Source organism: Paenibacillus sp. BSR1-1 (assembly GCF_030403775.1).
Lineage (GTDB): Bacteria > Bacillota > Bacilli > Bacillales > Cytobacillaceae > Neobacillus.
On sequence record NZ_JAQMWQ010000032.1, the window covers coordinates 28,399 to 50,145 of the forward strand.

At 40.8% G+C, this 21,747-nt stretch carries 21 protein-coding genes, 1 riboswitch and 1 other annotated feature; of the genes, 15 read left to right on the forward strand and 6 right to left on the reverse strand.

The genetic code is table 11. The features are described from left to right. Positions 1–162: 162 nt before the first annotated feature. Positions 163–429 carry a hypothetical protein gene (locus tag PH210_RS27355; RefSeq protein ID WP_223596297.1) on the reverse strand — a complete coding sequence of 89 codons (267 nt, stop codon included), beginning with the start codon at positions 427–429 and terminating at the stop codon, positions 163–165. A gap of 134 nt (positions 430–563) precedes the next feature. Beyond that, positions 564–815: an alpha/beta-type small acid-soluble spore protein gene (locus PH210_RS27360; protein ID WP_289989515.1), complete on the reverse strand. Its 252-nt coding sequence runs from the start codon at positions 813–815 to the stop codon at positions 564–566. A 103-nt stretch (positions 816–918) separates the two neighbouring features. Next, positions 919–1,135 (forward strand) — a binding site (T-box leader). Positions 1,136–1,186: 51 nt separating this feature from the next. On the opposite strand from PH210_RS27360, the gene argS reads away from it, so the two are divergent. The 6 genes from argS (at position 1,187) to PH210_RS27390 (ending at position 7,810) form a co-directional block, all read left to right on the forward strand. Further along, entirely contained in the window at positions 1,187–2,881 is a 1,695-nt protein-coding gene (gene argS / locus PH210_RS27365; RefSeq protein ID WP_289989517.1) for an arginine--tRNA ligase, read from the forward strand. Positions 2,882–2,951: 70 nt separating this feature from the next. Further along, positions 2,952–3,419: a DinB family protein gene (locus PH210_RS27370; protein ID WP_289989520.1), complete on the forward strand. Its 468-nt coding sequence runs from the start codon at positions 2,952–2,954 to the stop codon at positions 3,417–3,419. Positions 3,420–3,500: 81 nt separating this feature from the next. Further along, entirely contained in the window at positions 3,501–4,685 is a 1,185-nt protein-coding gene (locus PH210_RS27375) for an MFS transporter (protein ID WP_289989522.1), read from the forward strand. A 27-nt stretch (positions 4,686–4,712) separates the two neighbouring features. Further along, complete coding sequence (locus PH210_RS27380) at positions 4,713–5,204, forward strand: methylated-DNA--[protein]-cysteine S-methyltransferase (protein WP_289989523.1); 492 nt, start codon at positions 4,713–4,715, stop codon at positions 5,202–5,204. Between the two features lie 192 nt (positions 5,205–5,396). Next, complete coding sequence (gene kimA / locus PH210_RS27385) at positions 5,397–7,220, forward strand: potassium transporter KimA (RefSeq protein WP_289989525.1); 1,824 nt, start codon at positions 5,397–5,399, stop codon at positions 7,218–7,220. Between the two features lie 57 nt (positions 7,221–7,277). Then, positions 7,278–7,423, forward strand: a riboswitch (guanidine-I (ykkC/yxkD leader). 51 nt (positions 7,424–7,474) lie between these two features. Next, a complete protein-coding gene (locus PH210_RS27390; protein ID WP_289989528.1) occupies positions 7,475–7,810 on the forward strand; it encodes a hypothetical protein in 336 nt (111 codons plus the stop codon). Here PH210_RS27390 and uptA read toward each other — a convergent pair. The 3 genes from uptA to mgtE form a co-directional block, all read right to left on the reverse strand. Beyond that, the gene (gene uptA, locus PH210_RS27395) at positions 7,807–8,400 is read right to left on the reverse strand and encodes an undecaprenyl phosphate transporter UptA (RefSeq protein ID WP_289989530.1); all 594 of its coding nucleotides are present in this window, start codon (positions 8,398–8,400) and stop codon (positions 7,807–7,809) included. The two genes, PH210_RS27390 and uptA, sit on opposite strands and share 4 nt — an antisense overlap. An 84-nt stretch (positions 8,401–8,484) precedes the next feature. Beyond that, positions 8,485–9,669, reverse strand: coding sequence for an FtsW/RodA/SpoVE family cell cycle protein (locus PH210_RS27400; RefSeq protein WP_289989532.1), 1,185 nt, complete (start codon positions 9,667–9,669; stop codon positions 8,485–8,487). 133 nt (positions 9,670–9,802) lie between these two features. Next, entirely contained in the window at positions 9,803–11,161 is a 1,359-nt protein-coding gene (gene mgtE, locus PH210_RS27405) for a magnesium transporter (RefSeq protein WP_289989534.1), read from the reverse strand. A gap of 255 nt (positions 11,162–11,416) precedes the next feature. On the opposite strand from mgtE, the gene PH210_RS27410 reads away from it, so the two are divergent. The 7 genes from PH210_RS27410 (at position 11,417) to PH210_RS27440 (ending at position 19,320) form a co-directional block, all read left to right on the forward strand. After that, positions 11,417–12,193 carry a hypothetical protein gene (locus PH210_RS27410; protein ID WP_289989535.1) on the forward strand — a complete coding sequence of 259 codons (777 nt, stop codon included), beginning with the start codon at positions 11,417–11,419 and terminating at the stop codon, positions 12,191–12,193. A 199-nt stretch (positions 12,194–12,392) separates the two neighbouring features. After that, on the forward strand, positions 12,393–13,472 hold the full coding sequence (locus tag PH210_RS27415; protein ID WP_289989537.1) for a D-alanine--D-alanine ligase: 1,080 nt from the start codon (positions 12,393–12,395) through the stop codon (positions 13,470–13,472). Positions 13,473–13,542: 70 nt separating this feature from the next. Then, the gene (locus tag PH210_RS27420) at positions 13,543–14,922 is read left to right on the forward strand and encodes a UDP-N-acetylmuramoyl-tripeptide--D-alanyl-D-alanine ligase (RefSeq protein WP_289989539.1); all 1,380 of its coding nucleotides are present in this window, start codon (positions 13,543–13,545) and stop codon (positions 14,920–14,922) included. A gap of 24 nt (positions 14,923–14,946) precedes the next feature. After that, positions 14,947–15,636 (forward strand): alpha/beta hydrolase, encoded by a 690-nt coding sequence (locus tag PH210_RS27425; RefSeq protein ID WP_289989542.1) that lies wholly within the window; start codon positions 14,947–14,949, stop codon positions 15,634–15,636. A 205-nt stretch (positions 15,637–15,841) separates the two neighbouring features. Further along, positions 15,842–17,326: a degradosome RNA helicase CshA gene (gene cshA, locus PH210_RS27430; RefSeq protein ID WP_289989544.1), complete on the forward strand. Its 1,485-nt coding sequence runs from the start codon at positions 15,842–15,844 to the stop codon at positions 17,324–17,326. Positions 17,327–17,396: 70 nt separating this feature from the next. Continuing rightward, on the forward strand, positions 17,397–17,876 hold the full coding sequence (locus PH210_RS27435) for a PH domain-containing protein (RefSeq protein ID WP_289989546.1): 480 nt from the start codon (positions 17,397–17,399) through the stop codon (positions 17,874–17,876). After that, the gene (locus tag PH210_RS27440) at positions 17,869–19,320 is read left to right on the forward strand and encodes a PH domain-containing protein (RefSeq protein WP_289989548.1); all 1,452 of its coding nucleotides are present in this window, start codon (positions 17,869–17,871) and stop codon (positions 19,318–19,320) included. Before PH210_RS27435 ends, PH210_RS27440 begins: the two co-directional genes overlap by 8 nt. Before the next feature lie 18 nt (positions 19,321–19,338). Here PH210_RS27440 and PH210_RS27445 read toward each other — a convergent pair whose 3' ends face one another. Then, positions 19,339–20,067, reverse strand: a complete 729-nt coding sequence (locus PH210_RS27445; protein ID WP_289989550.1) for a rhomboid family intramembrane serine protease — start codon at positions 20,065–20,067, stop codon at positions 19,339–19,341. A gap of 90 nt (positions 20,068–20,157) precedes the next feature. Between PH210_RS27445 and acpS the strand changes: the two genes are divergently transcribed. Together acpS and PH210_RS27455 are read left to right on the forward strand one after the other, a co-directional pair. Beyond that, on the forward strand, positions 20,158–20,505 hold the full coding sequence (acpS, locus tag PH210_RS27450; protein WP_289989552.1) for a holo-ACP synthase: 348 nt from the start codon (positions 20,158–20,160) through the stop codon (positions 20,503–20,505). Positions 20,506–20,663: 158 nt separating this feature from the next. Further along, positions 20,664–21,674, forward strand: a complete 1,011-nt coding sequence (locus PH210_RS27455; protein WP_289989554.1) for a LolA family protein — start codon at positions 20,664–20,666, stop codon at positions 21,672–21,674. Positions 21,675–21,747: the final 73 nt, after the last annotated feature.

Genomic DNA, 21,747 nt, shown 5'->3' on the forward strand with positions numbered 1-21,747 from the left:
AAAATGTATAAATAGACAAAGAGCACAAAAAAATAGACAAACCAGCAGAAAAAATGGACAAAGTACTAAGAAAAATAGACAAACCGGCCAAAAAAAGGGACAATGCACCTCAAAAAATAGACAAAACAAAAAAAGACTTGTGCAAGCACACAAGTCTTCTTTTTAATGATAAAAATTCCGTGAGGACACCGCAAATTGTGGTTCCTCTTTACTTTTAATCGTATATTCTTCCATTAAACTTATAAACGTTCCGAAAAGGTAATTCACCACAGCGCCTAATAGGATGCCAAATCCTAGCGCAGTAAAGAAAAATGAATTGAAACCGCTTCCAAATTGTCCGAGCAATATAAGAATAATCCCTAATCCACTGCCATAGATAGCAATCTTTTTGAAGGTAAATAAGCTTTTTAAATGTTTGATTTGCATCACGATCCACTCCCCTTTACTGAATATTCTACCAATTGTCACAGAATTGTCAAACTTTTTGTCACAAAATCGTCAAACTTTTTTGAAACTTCCTATTGCAATAAATGGAGGCCAGCAAAACTGGCCTCATTTCCATATTATTTTTTTGCTAAATTTTGCTGTGCCATCTTCACGAGTTCGCGGACCATGCTGCCGCCAAGCCTGCCGCCGACTTTTCCAGCCTGCTCGGAGGTGAGCTGGCCGTTATATCCCTTTTTGAGTGGGACGCCGACCTCTTCTGCGGCTTCAAATTTTGCATCCTCAGGGCTGCAGGCCTGTGCGACCTTCGCTTTTAACTCATCCAATCCTACCCTCGCTTCTGGAACAAGAATTTTATTCCTTCTGGCCATAAAAATCCCTCCTTATCCCTTAGGATTTCCAATGTGAAAAAAATAATCAGCTGCCTATGGATAAATCCTAATTTATCCAGTATAATAACTGATAATCAATTCGGAAAAATCAGTGAAAAAGAGAGTAGTTATCTAGGAAGTGATAGCGAGTCAGGGACGGTGTGAGCCTGATACGGAGCAGATAATGAAGCGCACTTTTGAGATGCTTGCCTGAAACTGAGTAGGGTACGCCGGAGAATCCTCCGTTACAAAGGGAAAGCTGGTTCATATTGAACAATTAGAGTGGTACCGCGGGATATTTTCAAACTCTCGTCTCTTTTTATAAGAGGCGGGGGTTTTTTTGTTTATATAGAAAAAAGGAGGTCAAAACGATGAATTTTAAGAAGGAACTCGCTGAAATACTTTTTGAGGTGCTGGAGGGGGCAATCTCGCTCCATGATCTTGAACTGCTGATTGAAAAACCGAAAAACCAAGCGCACGGTGACTTGGCTTTTCCAGTTTTTCGCCTCGCAAAAATAAAACGTAAGTCGCCAAATGTGATTGCTCAGGAACTCCGTGAACAGATTCAATCACCAACCTTTGAAAAAGTAGAAGTGGTCGGTGCGTATCTGAATTTATTTTTAAACAAAAAGCTTGTTTCGGAAAAGGTCGTCAATGCAATCATCAACAAAAAGAATCAATTCGCATCACAAAACATTGGTAATGGAAGTAATGTCACAATCGACATGTCGTCACCTAATATTGCCAAACCATTTTCAATGGGACATCTCCGTTCCACGGTTATTGGCAATGCTATCGCTTTAATTATAGAAAAATGCGGCTATAAGCCAATTAAGATTAACCATCTCGGTGACTGGGGGACGCAGTTTGGTAAATTGATTACTGCCTATAAGCTGTGGGGAGACGAAGAGAAGGTTAAACAAAACCCAATCAAAGAACTATTGGCGCTTTATATCAAGTTCCATGAGGAAGCTGAATCCAGCCCATCGCTTGAAGATGATGGCCGTGCCTGGTTTAAAAAGCTAGAAGATGGCAATGAAGAAGCATTAACACTATGGCAATGGTTCCGCGATGAGTCATTAAAGGAGTTTTCAAAAATTTATCAGTTAATGAACGTTGAATTTGATTCCTACGCAGGAGAAGCTTTTTATAATGATAAAATGGACCGGGTTGTCCAACTGCTCGAAGAGAAGCAGCTGCTGGTCGAATCCGATCAAGCACAGGTCGTGGAGCTCCTTGAAGAAGAGTTGCCGCCGTGCCTGATTAAAAAATCTGACGGAGCCACGCTTTATGCGACCCGTGATTTAGCCGCCGCCCTTTATCGTAAGGAAAACTATAACTTTGCCAAGTCTCTTTATGTGGTGGGGCATGAGCAAAGCCTTCACTTTAAACAGTTAATCGCTGTATTAACGAAAATGGGTTATGACTGGGCTGAGAAAATGGTCCATGTTCCGTTTGGTATGATGCTGAAGGACGGAAAGAAAATGTCAACTCGTAAGGGCAAGGTTGTTTTACTAGAAGAAGTGTTAAATGAATCAATTGCAATGGCCCGACATAATATCGAGGAGAAAAATCCCAACCTGCCAAACAAGGATGAAGTAGCGAAACAAGTAGGCGTCGGGGCCGTTATCTTCCATGATTTAAAAAATAACCGTATGAACGATATTGAATTTTCCTTAGAGGAAATGCTGCGCTTTGAAGGGGAAACAGGACCATACGTCCAGTACACCTATGCCCGTGCCTGTTCGATTTTACGAAAAGGAAAGTGGGAGGCGGTTGTCTTGGACCATGCCTACAGCACTTCATGGGAAAAAGAATGGAAGGTTATCAGCCTGTTGATGGAATTCTCTACTGCCATTAAACGTGCAAGTGAGAACTTCGATCCTTCGCAGGTGGCAAAATATGTGGTTGATCTGGCACAAGCCTTCAACAAATACTATGCAGAGGTAAAGGTGCTAGAAGAAAGTGAAGAGCAAAAAGCACGTTTAGCACTTGTTTACTCGGTAACAGTTGTCCTGAAAGAAGGATTGAGATTATTAGGAGTTCAAGCCCCAGAGGAAATGTAAATACATTTTACTTCATAATTGGTTGATTATGGTATAAAATAGTGGTGAAAACGTTAGGGGGGCTAAATAGGTGAGTGAATTACTTTTTAAAAGCTTTGAATTCGCAAGGAACTATTTTTTAAAAAATGTTGATGCTCTTGATGAATCCATTGTGGATGTTCAGCCAGAAGGCTTTAACAACACAATCCACTGGCATGTGGGCCATGTGTTAACGGTGGCGGAGCAATTCTTATTTGGCTTTCCAAAAAAATCAACGAATCTACCGGCAAATTATATGGAACTATTTGCAACTGGTACAAAACCGGCTGATTGGAACGGTGATGTTCCATCTGTAAAGGAATTATCAGTTCAGTTGAAAGAGCAAATCCAACGAGTGAAAGAAATCCCTGCTGAGAGTTTTAGTCAAAAGCTGAAAACACCGTTTCTCGGGTTAGAGACATTCGGTGAAGTCGCGCATTTTGGCATCTTCCATGAGGCGGCTCATTTAGGGCAAATCCAAGCGATGAAACGCGTAATTGAATCAGCTCAGGCAAAATAACAAATGATAAATGAAAGTTCGTTTCTGCCATTTTGGTAGAAACGATTTTTCATTTTCAAGAGAGGAAGTTATATTAAGTTTATGGATAACCATCAGATGAAAGAAAGACCAAAAGAAAGGATATGGACAAGAGATTTTGTTCTGATTGTATTGGCGAACTTTTTTGTTTTTATTGGATTTCAAATGACCCTTCCGACTATCCCCTTATTCGTTGAGGAATTAGGGGGGAACGATCAATTAATTGGGATTGTGGTGGGCATCTTTACCTTCTCATCCTTGTTGCTGCGTCCCTATGCAGGAAAAACGCTGGAGACACGAGGAAGAGGCTTTGTATTTTTAATGGGATTAGCCATTTTTGTTATTTCAGTGGGCTCCTTTGGGTTTATGACGAGCATTACCCTTTTATTTATGGTGCGGGTGGTTCAGGGAGTGGGATGGGGATTTTCCACTACAGCATCTGGAACCATCGCGACCGATTTAATTCCTGCTGCCAGAAGGGGCGAGGGAATGGGCTATTATGGACTCTCGGGGAATTTGGCCTTGGCTTTTGGTCCATCGCTAGGGCTTGCAATGACCAGCATTATTACTTTTAAGCAATTATTCCTTATATGCGCGGGTTTAGGTTTGGTGGCATTGCTTCTATCTTCAAAAATCCGTTATAAAAAGGTAGAACGAACCCAGGCACCAGCAAAGCTGAATCTTTATGAAAAAAGTGCTTTAAAGCCTTCTATGCTATTGTTCTTTCTAACTGTAACCTTTGGCGGGATTGCTACTTTTCTACCGTTATATACGGCTGAAAAGCAAATCGAAGGACTACAATGGTACTTCTTGCTTTATGCGGCTGCCTTAATGGTCACGAGAACCTTCTCAGGACAGTTATATGATCGAAAAGGCCATCAAGCAGTCTATATTCCGGGCACATTATTAATCATGCTGGCAATGGTGCTGCTCGCGTGGCTGCCAAACAGTCTTGTCTTGTATCTGGCAGCCATTCTGTATGGGCTTGGCTTTGGAACGGTGCAGCCAGCCCTGCAGGCATGGTCGATTGAAAAAGCGCCTCTAAATCGCCGTGGAATGGCCAACGCTACCTTCTTTTCCTTTTTTGACTTAGGGATCGGTTTCGGGGCGATTGTATTTGGACAAATCGGGCACCTGCTTGGATACAGCAGTATCTACAAAGCTGCAGCGCTATCAGTCTTTATTTCGATGCTGCTTTATTTCTTTTTTATTTATAAAGAGCGTCGGAGTCTTGCTCAGCAAGGATAAATGGTTTCAAGATTAGGAGAGGTTTTTATGAGAATAGGGTTTGCCGCTTATCAGGCCCCCTTTGGAAAAATAAGAGTCATTGCAGATGAAACAGGTATAAAAAGAGTCGAGCTATTTGAAGAAGACTGGGAAAAGTACTTAGCGGAACATCCAGATATTCAAGAAGATATGGAGCTTTGCGGGGAAGCCATTCGTCAATTAGATGAATACTTCTGCGGCACGCGAAAAGAGTTTGAATTGCCGCTTTCGATTGAAGGAACCGATTTCCGGAAGAAGGTTTGGAGTGCCCTCCAAACCATTCCTTACGGTGAAGTGAGAAGCTATGCGGATGTGGCTGAAATGATCGGCAATCCAAAAGCAGTCGGAGCGGTCGGCCAGGCAAATCGGAATAATCAAATACCCATTATTATTCCTTGCCACCGTGTGATTGGGAAGAGTGGTAATTTGGTTGGATATGCCGGAAGCCATACTCCGATTCAAAAAATGCTCCTAGACACTGAAATCAATGCCACAAAATAAGCGGCCATTTTGGATAGAACCGAGTGCATAGAGAATCTCTGGTCTCCATGTTTTTTTCTGGCCTCATAATTGAAGGAGTTTCGTAAAGAATAACGATATGGATGTATGTCAAAAATAAAACACTTCAAATAATCCCATATGTTGTGATAAAATCAATCGGTAATTCTACTTCAAAAACGGTGGGTGAATCACTTGCTCTCTTCTGTTAAGAGATTATTAATCGGAAGGCCGCTAAAATCAACGGCTTTAGGCGAACAAAAATTAAATATTTTAAAGGCATTAGCGATTTTGTCTTCAGATGCCTTATCCTCTGTGGCATACGGAACGGAACAAATCCTTATTGTATTAGCAACAATAAGTGTGATTGCTTTTTGGTATTCGATTCCCATTGCAGTAGGGATATTGGTTCTCTTAGCAGCTTTAATTTTGTCTTATCGGCAAATTATCTATTCTTACCCGCATGGCGGTGGTGCCTATGTTGTTTCAAAGGAGAACATCGGTGAGAAAGCTGGATTAATCGCCGGAGGGTCTCTATTAGTTGATTACATATTGACAGTGGCCGTTAGTGTTTCAGCTGGTACAGATGCGATTACCTCCGCATTTCCATCTTTACATACACATACTGTATCTATTGCCTGTGTGTTAGTTATTTTTATTACGATATTGAATCTCCGCGGGCTTACAGAGTCAGCTTCGATACTGGCCTATCCGGTTTATTTATTTGTTGTCGCTTTGTTTATTTTGATTGGAGTGGGGATTTTTAAAATCTTCACTGGCCAAGTATCGCCGACACATCATGTAGCCATTGGGGCTCCTGTTCAGGGAATAACGTTATTTTTGCTCCTGCGCGCATTTGCTTCAGGATGCTCAGCATTAACGGGGGTTGAGGCGATTTCGAATGCGATACCCACTTTTAAAGACCCGGCACCAAAAAATGCAGCAAAAACGCTCATTTTAATGGGGTCACTCCTTGCCCTTTTATTTACAGGGATTACTTTTCTCGCTTATTACTACGGAATTGCTCCAAAGCATGACGAAACGGTTGTATCACAAATTGCGAAAGAAACCTTCGGACGAAATTATCTTTACTTTTTTATCCAAGGAACGACTGCGCTTATTTTGGTGCTGGCGGCTAATACCGGCTATTCTGCTTTTCCATTATTGGCATTCAGTCTTGCGAAGGATAAATATATGCCTAGGATGTTTACCATCAGGGGTGACCGGCTTGGCTATTCGAACGGAATTGTTTCTTTAGGAATTGCCTCAATTCTGCTTATCATTGCATTTAAAGGGAAGACAGAGCACTTAATCCCTCTTTATGCGGTTGGGGTATTTATTCCGTTTACCTTGTCACAAACGGGGATGATTATAAAGTGGCTTCGAGAAAAGCCGGCAGGTTGGGTAGCAAAGCTTACTGCCAATTTAATAGGTGCCCTTATTACCTTAACGGTTTTAATTATCTTCTTTGTCACAAAATTAGGTCAAGTATGGTTTGTGTTTATTTTCCTGCCATTAATTGTGTTTGCATTCCTAAGAGTAAAAGTGCATTATGAAGCAGTTGGCGAACAATTAAGAATTGATCCAGAAAAGCCAGCCCTTCAAATCGACGGAAATGTGATTATTGTTCCGGTTGCAGGAATCACTAAGGTAGTAGAAAACTCGATTAATTATGCCAAGTCGTTAACGGATCAAATTTTTGCAGTATATGTTTCGTTCGATCGTGAGGATGAAAAGCGCTTTGAGGAAAAATGGGAGAAATGGCAGCCTAATGTCCGGCTCGTCACTTTGCATTCCCATTACCGCAGTGTACTTCAGCCACTTTCGAAATTTATTGATACGGTCGAACATAAAGCAAGCGAGAACAATTACCGGGTTACCGTGTTGATTCCGCAATTTATTACGAAGAAAAGCTGGCATAATATCCTGCACAATCAATCGAGCTTTTTAATTCGGGCGTATCTGATTTTTAAAAAGAAAGTGATTGTCTCGACATTGCCGTTTCATTTTAAAAAGTAAAAACTGTCAATGCCGCACGCGGTATTTTGTGATAGAATGACTTTATTAACTAAATATAAAAAAGTTTTCTAGGGTTCCGTGGCTTTTTTGAGGTCAGTCTGGTCCGAGAGAAAACGCACACGAACTTTGAGAATGGTCTAGCTGCAGCGCCAAGGCGCTTCCGCTTTTGAGTGTGTACACGGAAGGATAAAAGCCTGGGAGAATTATCGATGTGCGATATTTCTTCTAGGCTTTTTATTTTGAGGAGGGGGAACATGATGGATTTTTTAGTTGAAAATAAATGGGCCATATTAGTCAGTCTTGAGGTACTTGCGTGGTCATCGACCTTTTTTCTGTTATATGCCCGCTATGGATTAAAATCGGATTTCTGGTTTAAGATCGCAACTTTCTTGGTGATCATTACAGGAGTAATTCCTCAAGTGTTAATGGGAATTATAAACTTTATCTCAACGGGTAAATTAGATTTATTTACTTTGATCATTGTCCTGCTCATTATTTACGGACTAACCATCGGCAAGCAGCATGTGAAAAAACTGGATGCCTGGGCTCAAAGGAAATTTTCTAAAAACGAAGAAAACCACCGCGCTTAGTCGGTGGTTTTCTTTGTCTTTTTGATTAAAAAGTAAATGGCTCCAATGACAAGGGCGGCAATAATAAATGGCACGACAAATGGATGGGCTTTTTCTTTAATATGGGACCAGTTGCTGCCCAAGGTTTGACCTAAATAAAGGAATAGGATGGTCCACGGAATGACTGCTGCCACGGTATAGAGAGTAAATTTAGCAGCTGACATTTTGGCAATACCAGCTGGAATGGAGATAGCGTGTCGGACAACCGGAATAAATCGTGCCGAAAATATAACGCCGGCGCCGTATTTATTAAACCAATTTTCAGCAATATCGATATGGCTCTTTTTTATCAGGACATATTTTCCGTATTTCTCTAAAAAAGGACGGCCTCCATAATATCCTGCCCAATATAAAAACAATTGGGCAATCGTGCCGCCGATCGTACCGGCTATGACGGCACCAGGAAAACTGAGATGACCTTGAGAAATCATATAACCGCCATAGCCTAAAACAATCTCACTTGGGATAATCTCTATCATCAATCCTAAGGCAATGCCGAAATAACCTAATTGCGATAAGAACTCCAAAATAGAGTTAATATAGTGTGCCATAGTTCACCTTCACTTAAGTAAATATATATTTTCAACAAGATTTATTTTATAACAGTTTATCTAATAAAGAAATATTTATGGTTTTCATGAACTAAATGATTTTTCAGAAGAAAACATATAGGTTCGATGGTGATAGCGGATGCTGTACACCAGACCCATAGCAAACATATTGCCCATCAGCGAGCTGCCGCCATAGCTGATAAACGGCAAAGGAATGCCGGTTATCGGAAGTACCTGAATCGTCATGCCGACATTTTGAAAGACATGGAAGGTCAATACACTGATAATTCCCGTGCAGACATATGTATTAAATGGATCGGTAGTCTCTAAGGAAGTCTTAATTAAATGGTAGATAAGCATAAAGAAAAGGCCGATAACAATACTGCCGCCGACAAATCCATACTCCTCACCGATGACGGCAAAGATAAAATCGGTATGAGCTTCAGGAATATACACCTCGCGTTGGCTAAAACCCTTTCCGGAAATGAGACCGGAACCGATGGCCCTTAATGATTTTAATAAGTGGTAACTGGAACTGGTGGAATGATTATTCGGATCAAGCCAAGCATAAATCCGGTTAAATTGATAGGTTTGAACATGAAGATATTTTTCAAGAAATTCAGGCTTTTGTAAAACAAGATAAAAAATTAGACCTGCAAGAGAGGCTGCAAAGCTGTATATCGGTAAAATGATTCTCCATGTAATACCGGAAACTAAAATCAGACCTGTTAGGATAGAGAGAATAACGAGTGCTGTTCCCAGGTCAGGCTGCAGCATAATTAATCCGAGCGGAACTGCCGTGGTAATCCCCAATTTACATAGTAAAAGAAAATCCATTTTAAGCGATTTCTCCAAATGTTTTTCTTGATGGGTGGTAATGACACGGCTAAGCGCTAAAATTAAAAAGGTTTTAACAAATTCGGAAGGCTGGATTGAGCCTAGTTTGGGAATGATGAACCAGCTTTTTGCCCCATTTCGATGGGGAGCAATGGACTCCGGGGCGAGATAAACAGCAAGCAGCAATAAAAGTCCCAATCCATATAAATACCAGGAGAGGCGCTTGTACTGATAGCTATCGATAAAGATGGATACTAAGATAATTCCAGCTCCAACGGCATACCAGAAAACTTGTTTGACTAAAAAATTTTCATCGTACTGGGCAGAGGTTTGTGCACTATAGATGGCCGCACAACTTATCAGGAAAAAAAGAATCAATAATAATGTTAACGTCCAATCAAATCGGTCTGCTTTTTTTACGTATCTTTCCATTCGTCACACCCATTTTATCCGCAATTAAGGAGGTGCTGCTGACAGAGATAAGCTTTGCGCGCCACACCCTTTAGGAAATATATTACATTCCTATAACATATATAACGATTATGGGGATAAAAGGTTTCGTTTTTTACATTAAATGCTTTAAAAACATTGTAGCGATACCAAAATAGGTGAGGAGCGAAAAAATATCATTTAAGGTCGTAATAAGCGGTCCTGAGGCAACAGCCGGGTCGATTTTAAAGCGGTACAAAATAAGCGGAATGATAGTGCCCGCAAGTGTCCCAATAATTAACGTGAAAAATAGCGAGCATCCAACTACTGCTCCTAAAATTAGATTCCCCTGCCAAATATAAGCAATAATCGAAATCAGAACGGCACAGGTGATCCCGATCGTGATGCCTACCCCAAGCTCGCGGGTGACCAAGCGGACTACCACTCCTTTATTGATATCATATGAGATGAGACCTCTCACGACCACTGCAAGGGATTGCGTGCCGGTGTTCCCGGTCATGCCGGCAATCATCGGCATAAAAAAGGCGAGGGCGACAACCTGCTTAAGGGTATCTTCGAAACTGCTGATGATCCTTCCGGAAATAAGCCCAATAAATAAAAGGAGAATGAGCCACGGCAGCCTTCTGGCTGCGGCTATGAATGTTTTTGTTTCAAAGTCAATCGATTTCCCCGTTGCCGATAATTTTTCAATGTCTTCATTGGCCTCTTTGATGACAACATCGATAATATCATCCACGGTGACAATCCCAACAAGGACATTTTCCTCATCGACAACAGGAACTGCTAAGAAGTCATAACGCTCGGCTGTTTGCGCAACTATTTCCTGATCGGTCATGACCGATACAGAAATTACCCGCTCATACATGATGGTATCGATTTTTTCCTCCAGCCCAGCTAACAGTAAGTCACGGTAAGATACCACGCCGACCAGTTTTCGGTCCTCATCGGTCACATACAGATAATTCATTGATTCAGCAAACTCCGCAAAGCTTTTAAACTTATCGACTGCTTCCCGAACTGTATAATAGCTGCGAATCCAGATAAAACGGTTCGTCATGATCCTGCCTGCTGTTTCCGGCGGATACTTCATGATATCTTTAACAGCCTTTGACTCCTCTGTGTTCATCCCTGATAGGAGGGAATCCTTTTTTTCAGGAGACAAATCATGTAATAATAAAGCCAGGTCATCGTTATCCATTAAATCGAGGACTTTGCTGGTTTTCTCAATACCGAGTTTATTCAACAAATCGAGCTGCTCTGTCGTCTCAAGCTCCTCCATTAGGTCGGCAAGGAAGTCGATATTTAAAAAGAGAAGAAACCGTCCTTTATGCTTCTCCGGTAAATCTTCATAGATTTTCGCAATATCATAGGGCTGAAGTTCCTCTAAAATCGCCTCAAAATCAACTTTTTTATTTTCTTTTAACGTCTTAATTACATATAAACTTAACTCATCCGGTGACATATCTTTAATCATGCTGATTAACCTCACTTTAAAAACCAATAATAACTTATACATAGTATATGTATTTTTTAGGGTGTCAGGCACCAATAATAAAATTGCCATGATGTAAACGGTGTTAATTAAAAAATATTTTTTGTAAAAGAATTGAAATAAGCTATTGGGCCTATTATTTGATAAAATGAGGAAGTATGGAAAAGGGTATTTGGCAGTTTATTGGAAAAGGGAAATTAATATAAATATATTGTGTTTGAACGGAGGAGTTTGGCTTTGAAGAAGCATCATCAAGACATACGGGATCTCATTTATGTCCATTTAAATCAAACAGACCAGTATGTAATGTCCTACGGTATTGAATTCGATGAATTTACGGCTGCTTTTTCAGGTTCATTAAACCATTTGCTGCTACTCGCGCACCGTTTTGATGATGCTGATTTTAATATGCACACACTGCTCGAATATTGTCCGGAAGATAGAATTAACAAATTGGCTGCAGAAGATGTCTATAGTTACGGGAATTTTTGCTGGATTGATTTTATTGAAGAAGATGGGCTGAATGAGCTGACAGGGCAGGAGATGGCTGAACTTTTATACTTAGGTCACCATAAGCATCATTTAAAATTGCCTTTTTATAATAAACTGGGTAACCGTTTTGTTTATTTGGCACAGGATGACGGCTGGTATAACAAAATCTATTACCGCAGCTTCAAGGACTTTTTTCATTTGCTGAGCATCGCCCTGGCAGCAAAGCTCGGGGAGCTTAAACCGGAAAAATCCCTTCTCGGTCTTAGAAAGAAACGGGCATTTCCTCCGGTGGCGAAGGAAATCCTCCTTTCGTTAACACCTTTTATTAAAGAAGGAATTTGTATATCCTTAAGGGATGCAGACCATCAGCGCACGAAGATTGAAATTCCAATTTGGGTCATCGGCGATTTTGCCAATATGGACGATATGTATGAGGAATATCAGGACATCTCAAATAAGCCATTCCACGCCAAACTCATCTTTGACAAAAAAACAAAGGAATGGAAGCTGAATGTCATATAAAAAATAGTCCCGCCTTGGGGCTGTTTTTTCATTAGGATTTGGATGTCAAAATTCCGATAGATTTGTTTTTAGGCAAGCAGTATCGTTCATAAACTAATCAATAGAGAAAAACATTTAAAATGGGCTATTACACATTTCCTTTCTTAATTAATAAAGTGTTAAAATAATACGTGAATGAGAATATGGAGGTTTGTTTCGTATGAAAACAAAACTGGGTTTGTTATATGGAGGAAAGTCCGCTGAACATCAGGTATCCCTGCAAACAGCATTAGCGGTAATTAAAGCATTAGACCTTGAAAAATTTGATATTCATCCTATTTACATAAACACAAGCGGACAATGGATTAAAGGATCGCAGTTAAGTGAGCCGCCGGCAAATGTCAAAGCACTTGAATTCTCTCAAGGAAATCAATTGTCGCCATTATCCTTGGCACCGTCCCTTTTCCAAGCTGAGAAACAAGAAAGAGAACCATTAGATGTCATTTTTCCATTGCTTCATGGACCTAACGGTGAAGATGGAACCGTGCAAGGCTTGTTAGAGCTATTAAACTTGCCGTACGTCGGAAATGGGGTTCTTGCTTCAGCAGCTGGAATGGATAAGGTAACGATGAAAAATGTGTTTGCACAAGCCGGACTCTCGCAAGTAAACTATGTTGCTTTTATTAAAAGTGAATGGGCGAAAGCGAAGGATGAATCTTATGCGAAGGTGGAGGCAGAGCTAGGCTATCCTTGCTTTGTGAAGCCGGCGAATCTTGGCTCAAGTGTTGGTATCAGTAAATGCCGAAACCGCACTGAGTTAGAGGCGGCATTCGTTGAAGCTTTCCAGTTTGACCGCAAAGTCATTATTGAAGAGGGTGTTATTGCCCGTGAGATAGAAGTAGGCGTTCTCGGCAATGACGAGCCGGAAGTCTCTGTTGCCGGTGAAATTGTTCCGAAAACAGACTTTTATGATTATAAGGCAAAGTATGAAGATGGCGATACAGCCTTAATTATTCCTGCTGATATAACTGATGAGGAATACGCTGAGATTAAGGAAATGGCTATCGGGGCCTTTAAAGCATTGGATTGTTCCGGTCTTGTGCGCGCCGATTTCTTTTTAACGAAGGAGGGCAAGGTTCTCATTAATGAGGTAAATACAATGCCAGGGTTCACGCCATACAGTATGTTCCCTCTATTGTGGAAACACACCGGGGTCGAGTATCCACAGTTAATCGAACGCCTCGTAAGTCTTGCAGAAGAAAGACATGCCGAGAAACAAAATATTAAATACACGTTCTAATCAAAACAACAGGTGACACGGCTGAATTGCCGTGTCCATTTACATTTAAAAATAAAGGAGGGTATCAGCAATGATAAAACGTTCTTTACAGCAAGTTGCTAAAATGGTTTCTGCTAAAAATGATATCACTTCATTTGCTAAAACGATGATTTCTGGTGTTTCAATCGATTCCCGTAAAATAGGAGCAGGGAACCTGTTCGTTCCGTTTAAAGGAGAACATGCTGATGGACATAAATATGTAGAGGATGCTATCCGTAAGGGCGCGGCTGCTGCCCTTTGGCAGAGTGATGTACCAAATCCTCCGGCCCATCTGCCAATCCTGATTGTCGAGGATTGCCTGGAAGCTTTACAGGAATTAGCGCGTAAGTACCGACGAGAGCTAGCCGTGAAGGTCGTCGGGATCACGGGAAGTAACGGAAAAACGACCACAAAAGATATGACGGCGGGAATATTATCAACCCAATATAAAGTTCAAAAAACGGAAGGGAATTATAATAACCATATTGGCCTCCCGTTAACTGTATTAGGCTTGGATGAGGACACGGAAATTGCTGTCTTGGAAATGGGGATGAGCGGCCGGGGAGAAATTGAATTTTTAACAAAGCTCGCCTGTCCTGATGCTGTCGTGATTACAAACATCGGGGAATCACATCTTTTGGACCTTGGCTCCCGTGAAGGAATTGCCGAAGCAAAGCTTGAAATCCTTCAAGGTCTGCAAGATGGCGGTATTGCCGTCCTGCATGGTGATGAGCCGCTGCTCATGGAACGGATTCAACAATATAAAGGAAATATTCAGGTTCAAACGTTTGGCAGAACGGATGAGAATGATTTCTATCCAACCGAAATTATTCAAATGGAGCAGGGAAACCGCTTCACCATTAATGCTGCAAATGAATGGTTTGAACTGCCTGTGTTAGGAACACATAATATTTTAAATGCCTTAGCATCGATGATGATTGCCCGTTATTTTTCCGTCCCTTTTGAAAAAATAAACGAAGGGCTAAAAGGGATTAAACTGACAAATATGCGCATGGAGTTAGTCGAAGGCAGTCACGGAGAAAAAATTATCAATGATGCTTACAATGCCAGTCCAACCTCAATGCTCGCAGCAATTGAACTCGTAGCAAACCTTCAAGGCTATGAGCGAAAAGTCCTTGTTCTTGGCGACATGCTAGAGCTTGGGCCTGAAGAGGAGCAGTATCATTATCAAATTGGAGAACGCTTAAGCAGCGAAAAAATTGATTTTCTATTTACCTTTGGAAACTTAGGCAGATATATTGCCAAAGGAGCAAGCCAAAAGCTTGGCGAAGATAGAGTTTTTGCTTTTACTGAAAAGCGCGAGCTCCTTCAAGAATTAGAGCAGTATGTAAACGAAAAAACATTGGTGCTTGTCAAGGCATCGAGAGGGATGAGATTAGAAGAAATCGTCACAGCCCTGCAAGGTAAATAATGGTTTAAATGGCAGGTGAGCGTTATGATTGGCTGTTTATGTATTCATGGTTTTACGGGAGCGCCCTATGAAGTAGAACCGCTTGTCGAATACTTGAAAGAGCGAACAGATTGGATATTCAGTGTCCCAACACTGCCTGGTCATGGTGAGTCGGGGTCGTTAAAAGGGATCCACTTTGATGAGTGGATTCATCATGCCGAGGAAGAATTGAAAAGTCTGATCGAAGTTTGTGATACCGTGTACGTGATTGGCTTTTCCATGGGTGGCATGATTGCCAGCTTTCTGGCAGCCCAATATCGTGTGGACAAGCTTGTATTATTAAGTGCGGCAGCCTTTTATGTGAATCCTAAACAATTGGCAGCGGATATTTTCTCTGTCCTGAAGGATTCAGTAAATGGAAACTTACAGAAGAATGAATTATTTCAGCGCTATAAAAGAAAAATAACAGAAACCCCACTTGCGGCCACCTTGCAATTCCGTCGGCTTGTTTCCTTTATCAAACCTATGCTGCATCAGGTACAGACGCCGACTTTAATCGCACAAGGAGAGTGTGACGGGATTGTGCCGCCGAAAAGTGCTGAATACTTATTTCAGACGATTGGTGCTAATCAAAAAAAACTCACCTATATTAAACAGTCGAAACATCATATTTGTCATTGCGAGGAAAAAGAGGCCCTCTTTTCCCAAGTATTGGATTTTTTGATGGAGCAGTAAAGATGTATAAAATTTGTCTTTATTGCATTATACTAATTAAAATGGTATGATTATCATCAACGTGTCTAAAGAACGATGAAAATAGGGCATACTCCTTTGGAGAATGTCTTTTTTTTGATAAAATAATGATGTAACTGATGCGTATCGGAAAAAATATTCAGCACGATATAAAATATTTTCATATAGATGAAGGAGATTGAAAACATTGACGAAGTTTCAAGAATTAGGCCTAAGTCAGGCCACTTTAAAAGCTGTCCTCAAAATGGGTTTTGAGGAAGCGACCCCAATCCAAGCAGAAACAATTCCATTGAGCCTAGAAAATAAAGACTTGATCGGCCAAGCTCAAACAGGAACTGGAAAAACAGCTGCATTTGGAATTCCATTGGTTGAAAAAGTTGATACGACTGCTGATGCCATTCAAGGGATTATTATTGCGCCTACACGGGAATTAGCGATTCAAGTATCAGAGGAGCTTTATAAAATCGGATCAGGTAAAAGAGTTCGCGTACTTCCGATTTATGGAGGTCAGGATATTGGACGCCAAATTCGTTCATTAAAGAAAGCTCCACACATTATCGTTGGTACTCCTGGACGTGTGTTAGACCATATTAACAGAAAAACAATGCGCTTAGATACTGTTAACACGGTTATTCTTGATGAAGCAGATGAAATGTTAAATATGGGATTCATTGAAGATATTGAATCTATTCTTGCATCAACACCGACTGAGCGCCAAACATTACTTTTCTCAGCTACAATGCCGGGACCAATTCAAAGAATGGCTGAGAAATTCATGAAGGACCCTCAAATTGTTCGTGTGAAAACGAAAGAGATGACGGTTCCATTAATTGATCAATACTATCTTGAAACACAGGAGAAAAACAAATTTGATGTGTTAACAAGACTATTGGATATTCAATCACCGGAGCTGGCGATTGTTTTTGGCCGTACAAAACGCCGTGTCGATGAATTGTCTGAGGCATTGAATTTAAGAGGGTATACGGCAGAAGGTATTCATGGCGATCTAAGCCAGGCAAAGCGTCTGCAGGTTCTTCGTAAATTTAAAGAAGGAGCAATTGATGTTCTTGTCGCAACCGACGTAGCAGCACGTGGTCTTGATATCTCTGGTGTTACACATGTTTACAATTTCGATATTCCACAAGATCCAGAAAGCTATGTTCACCGTATTGGTCGTACTGGCCGTGCTGGAAAAGCAGGCGTAGCAATGACATTCATTACACCACGTGAAAAGTCTTACCTTGCTGTAGTTGAAAAAACAACGAAGCGCAAAATGGAAAGAATGAAGGCTCCGACCCTTGATGAAGCGTTAGAAGGTCAACAGCGTGCAGTTGTAGACAAAATCACACAAACAATTGAGTCCAACAATCTTCATTACTACAAAGCGGCAGCAGATGAATTGTTAGAAGCAAATGATGCTACAACAGTTGTTGCTGCAGTATTGAAGATGTTAACAAAAGAACCGGATACAACTCCAGTTAAATTAACAGAAGAATCACCTCTTCCACAAAAACGGGAAAGAAAGCCTTATAATGATCGTGACCGCCGCCGTAAGGATGATTCACGTGGAGGCTACAATTCTGACCGCCGAAAAAAAGCACCAGTAAAACCAAGAAGCGGTGAGAAAAAAACGGGCGGAAGATCTTCGAAGCCTAGAAGCTTTAACCATTAAGACAAAAAGCATGGATATTATATCCATGCTTTTTTGAATATAATAAATGGGATGTTAGGAGGGGGGTTCTATGTTCTCTGAACCGCAAAAACGAATTTCTGCAAAAGCCCTAAAGGTTTGGCGCATCTCAGGTATCATTAAATCAGCAATTGGCTGGTCGATCACCGCTTTATTCCTTTTCCTCATACATATTTTCGACTGGCCATTTTGGATTTCCGTCCTTTTAATCGTGTTCGGAGTGATTTTTCCCTTTTTACATATTATTCTATTTCCAGCTTTAAGATGGAAGCGCTGGCGATATGAGGTGCGCGAAGAGGAAATTGAATTGCAGGGAGGAATTTTTATCATCAGCCGCACGCTCGTCCCGATGGTTCGGGTCCAGCATGTGGATACCGTGCAAGGTCCAATTTTACGAAAATATAAGCTTGCCTCTGTGGTTGTTCATACGGCCGCTACTGCCCATGAGATTCCTGCCCTAGAAGAGAGCGAAGCAGAGGAATTGCGATTCTTTATTTCAAAATTGGCAAGGGTGGCGGAAGAAGATGTCTAAACCAAAACGGCTTCATCCAATCGCAAGTGTGATTCAAACTGGTAAGAGATTAAAAGGCCTCGCTCTGCCTGGGATTGCCTTTATTATCTCTGTTGGCCGGCATGGCAAGGAAGGTTTAGTGGGTTCTTTGGTCATTTCGTTAGTCGTTGTTTTGATTATTTTATTAACAGGGATACTATCCTGGTTAAGGTTTACTTTTCGTTTCGAAAACGATGAACTTCGGATTGAACATGGAGTCTTTATCCGCAAGAAACGTTATATTCCATTTGAACGGATTCAAAGCATCGATTTGACTGAAGGGATTTTGCAGCGAATATTTGGATTAGTAAAGGTGCAAATTGAAACTGCTGGCGGTGGTGGAGGAGAGGAGGCCGAAGCGGTCCTTTCGGCCATTTCTAAAGAAGAAGCTAGGCTGATTCAAGAGTATGTAGCCGCCGCAAAAAATGGTGGAGCGGGTGAGACGCAGTTTGTTCAAGAAGGCCAGCCTGTTTTTAAAATTTCTTTCGGCCAATTAATGATTCTATCATTAACATCAGGCGGCATCGGAGTTGTGATATCTGCCCTTTTTGCGCTACTTTCGCAATTAGATGACCTTATTCCGTTTCAACGATTATTTGGCGGTTTTGAAAAATGGGCGGTACATAATTTATTTATCATCGCCATCATCGTGTTTCTTGGTTTTTTCCTTGCATGGCTGATCGCACTGGTCATGACGATGCTGAAATATTCGAATTTTACCGTGGTGAAAACAGAAAAGGATTTCATCATTTCACATGGATTGTTAGAAAAAAGGCAAATTACCATTCCTTTGAACCGCATACAGGCCATCCGCGTTAGTGAAACTCTTGTCAGGCACTTCCTCGGCTATGGTACTGTCACTATTGAAAGTGCAGGCGGCTCCACAGCGAATCTCGAAGGTGCAAATGTCACTCTTTTGCCAATTGTAAAAGTGAAGCAAATTCAATCCATTATCGGGCCTCATATATCTGATTATATCTTTGCAAATTCTTTCAACCCGGCCCCTAAACGGGCGATGTGGCGGTATATCTTACGCACCTGGTATTTCGTGATTCCTATTGTCATCATTTCGCTTATCTTTTTAAAAGTATGGGGTATGCTTTCTTTCATTTTACTAGCGTTTGTGACCATTTGGGCAATACACAAATACAGGGCTGCTGGATGGGCTCTCAATGAGCAGCAGCTAAGCCTTAGGTTTCAGTTTATAAAACGAACAACTGTTTTTATGAAAAAAAACAAAATTCAGAGCTTAGAAACGAGGGGAAGCCCCTTTCAACGGAAACGAAACCTAGGAACCATCGAAGCAAATGTTAAATCGGGAGTCGGGGCTGGAGGCGGGTCTGTCATTGATATAGAAAAAAGTGATATAGAAAAAATTTTTGAATGGTATTCAAGAAATAAAAAAGGGGACTGCACCGAAGTTTAGTTTCGTTTGCAATCCCTTTTACCTTTGCGCAAAAAAAACAATAATGGCGATAATAATAATCGCCCCCCAAATAATAAGCTTTATAGGGGATTGAAAGGACAGATTTTTTCTTTGGCTCCCAGCCCAGCTTGTCGTTACTTGAATGGAATCCGCCAAATCCCTTTTATTAAAATAAGGGATGGCGCCCAGTAAAAAACCGCCAAGCAACCCAAACAGGTGGGCGGTTATATTTATATTTGGCTGTATAAAGGTCATAATTAGACTAACTATGGAAAGAGTAATAATAATTTGGGAATTTTGCTTTGTCAGCATATGTTTCCGAAAAAGAATAATCGCAATGTAATATCCAAACAGTCCAAATATTGCACCGCTTGAGCCAACATGCGTATAAGTTAACGGCTCAAGAAGCAGAGTTGCTAGATTAGCGAAGAGTCCGCTGGAGAGATACACAAAAATAAATCTTCCCGACCTTAATATACGCTCAAGGGCCGGTCCAAATAACACAAGAGAAAAACTATTAAACAGCATATGTGAAAAACTGCCATGCATGAATGTCGGTGTAATCAGTCTCCAAAATTCTCCTTCCATAATATAAAGATTGACGCCGGAAAGGTTTTCGAAGAACCAATCGTTTGGAAACATTGGTAAAATGGTTAAAAGATATAATAATGCATGAATGGCAATAATAATAGAAACAATCGGATAAAAGCGGATGAATTCACGGAAGCTTTCGGTTCGAGTAAACATGATTGACCTCCTCTCATTACCATCTTAAACAGAAATGCTATCTTGTACACTAATATGCTAGTAAGAATTTAAATAGAAGGAAGATAAACGATGATTAAAGGGATTGGCATTGATATTATTGAACTTTCCAGGATTCAGGAATTGCTAAATAGACAGGGGAAATTTGCGGAGAGGATTTTAACTGCCCGTGAAAAGGATTCCCTTGAAACCCTTTCCGACCGCCGTAAAGTAGAATTTTTAGCAGGAAGATTTGCAGCAAAAGAGGCTTTTTCAAAAGCCTGCGGCACTGGAATTGGCAAGGAGTTATCCTTTTTAGATATTGAAATTGCATCAGATTCATTTGGAAAGCCTATTATCGTTAAACCAGAGGTTAGTGCTCATTTATCTATTTCACACAGTCGTGAATATGCAGTTGCTCAAGTGGTAATCGAAGAATAAGGATATAATTTTTAAACAGCTTGGCAATCTCCTTATCATAAACCCAAAGGTTGTCTCATATATTCATAGGGAAATAGGAGAGACAAGGTCAGCTATGGGCATTCCCTGCCTTTCTCTTCTTAAAATCATATGAAATGAGACAAGAAGGGGTTGAAGGAATGAGGAAAAAGTTGTTGCTGCTCATGACGGGACTGATGGTCATCTTCATGCTTGCTGCCTGCGGCTCTAAATCGCAAGATGATGTGGTGAAGGAGTTAAATGGTAAACTCGGAGATCTGTCCGGTTATAAAGTAAATGCAAAAATGACACTGAAAATGGGTTCAGATTCTCAAGTTTATAACGTTGAAATCTGGCATAAAGATCCTACCTTTTATCGGGTAAATTTGAAAAATGCCGAAAAGGATCAAAGCCAAATGATATTGCGTAATGAACAAGGGGTATTTGTCTTAACGCCTGCGCTAAATAAGAGTTTCCGCTTCCAAAGCGATTGGCCGCAAAACAGCAGTCAAGCTTACTTGTATGAATCATTGATCAAGGATATTGTCGCAGATAAAAGTGCCAAATTCTCAACAACAAAGGATTACTATGTATTTGAAACGAAAACCCGTTATCAAAACAATAGTATGCTTCCATTCCAGGAAATTAAATTGAATAAAAAAGATTTATCACCAGCTGTTGTCAAAGTGATGGATCCTGATCGAAATGCTCTGGTAACAGTGGAGTTCTCCAAGGTGAAATTTAACGCCAGTTTCGACAAGGACGCTTTCGATATGAAGAAGAACATGACTCGCGCTCAGCTTCATTTACCGGCCATGGCAGAGGGCGGCGACAAGGCCTTTACGGTTAAGTATCCGACGGCTGAGTTGAAAGGAACAAAGTTAATTGGGGAAAAAGAAGTGAAGATCAAAAATGGAAAGCGAGTTGTATTAACCTATGATGGCAAAAAGTCATTTACTCTAGTTCAGGAGAAAGTTACAGTTAAAGAAGCAACGGCTCCAACATATGTTGAAGGGGATATTGTTGATTTAGGAATGACCATCGGAGCAGTAACTGATCATTCCATCTCCTGGTCTCATGATGGCGTCGATTACATGATTGCTTCGAAAAACCTAACCAAAGAAGAAATGATTGATGTTGCACAATCCGTTCAAGGCGATGCGGTAAAATAGACGCTTTACTACAGGCTCTTTCCTAGAGCCTGTTTTTTTATGGTAAAATATAAAAATGTGATAACTCTTATAG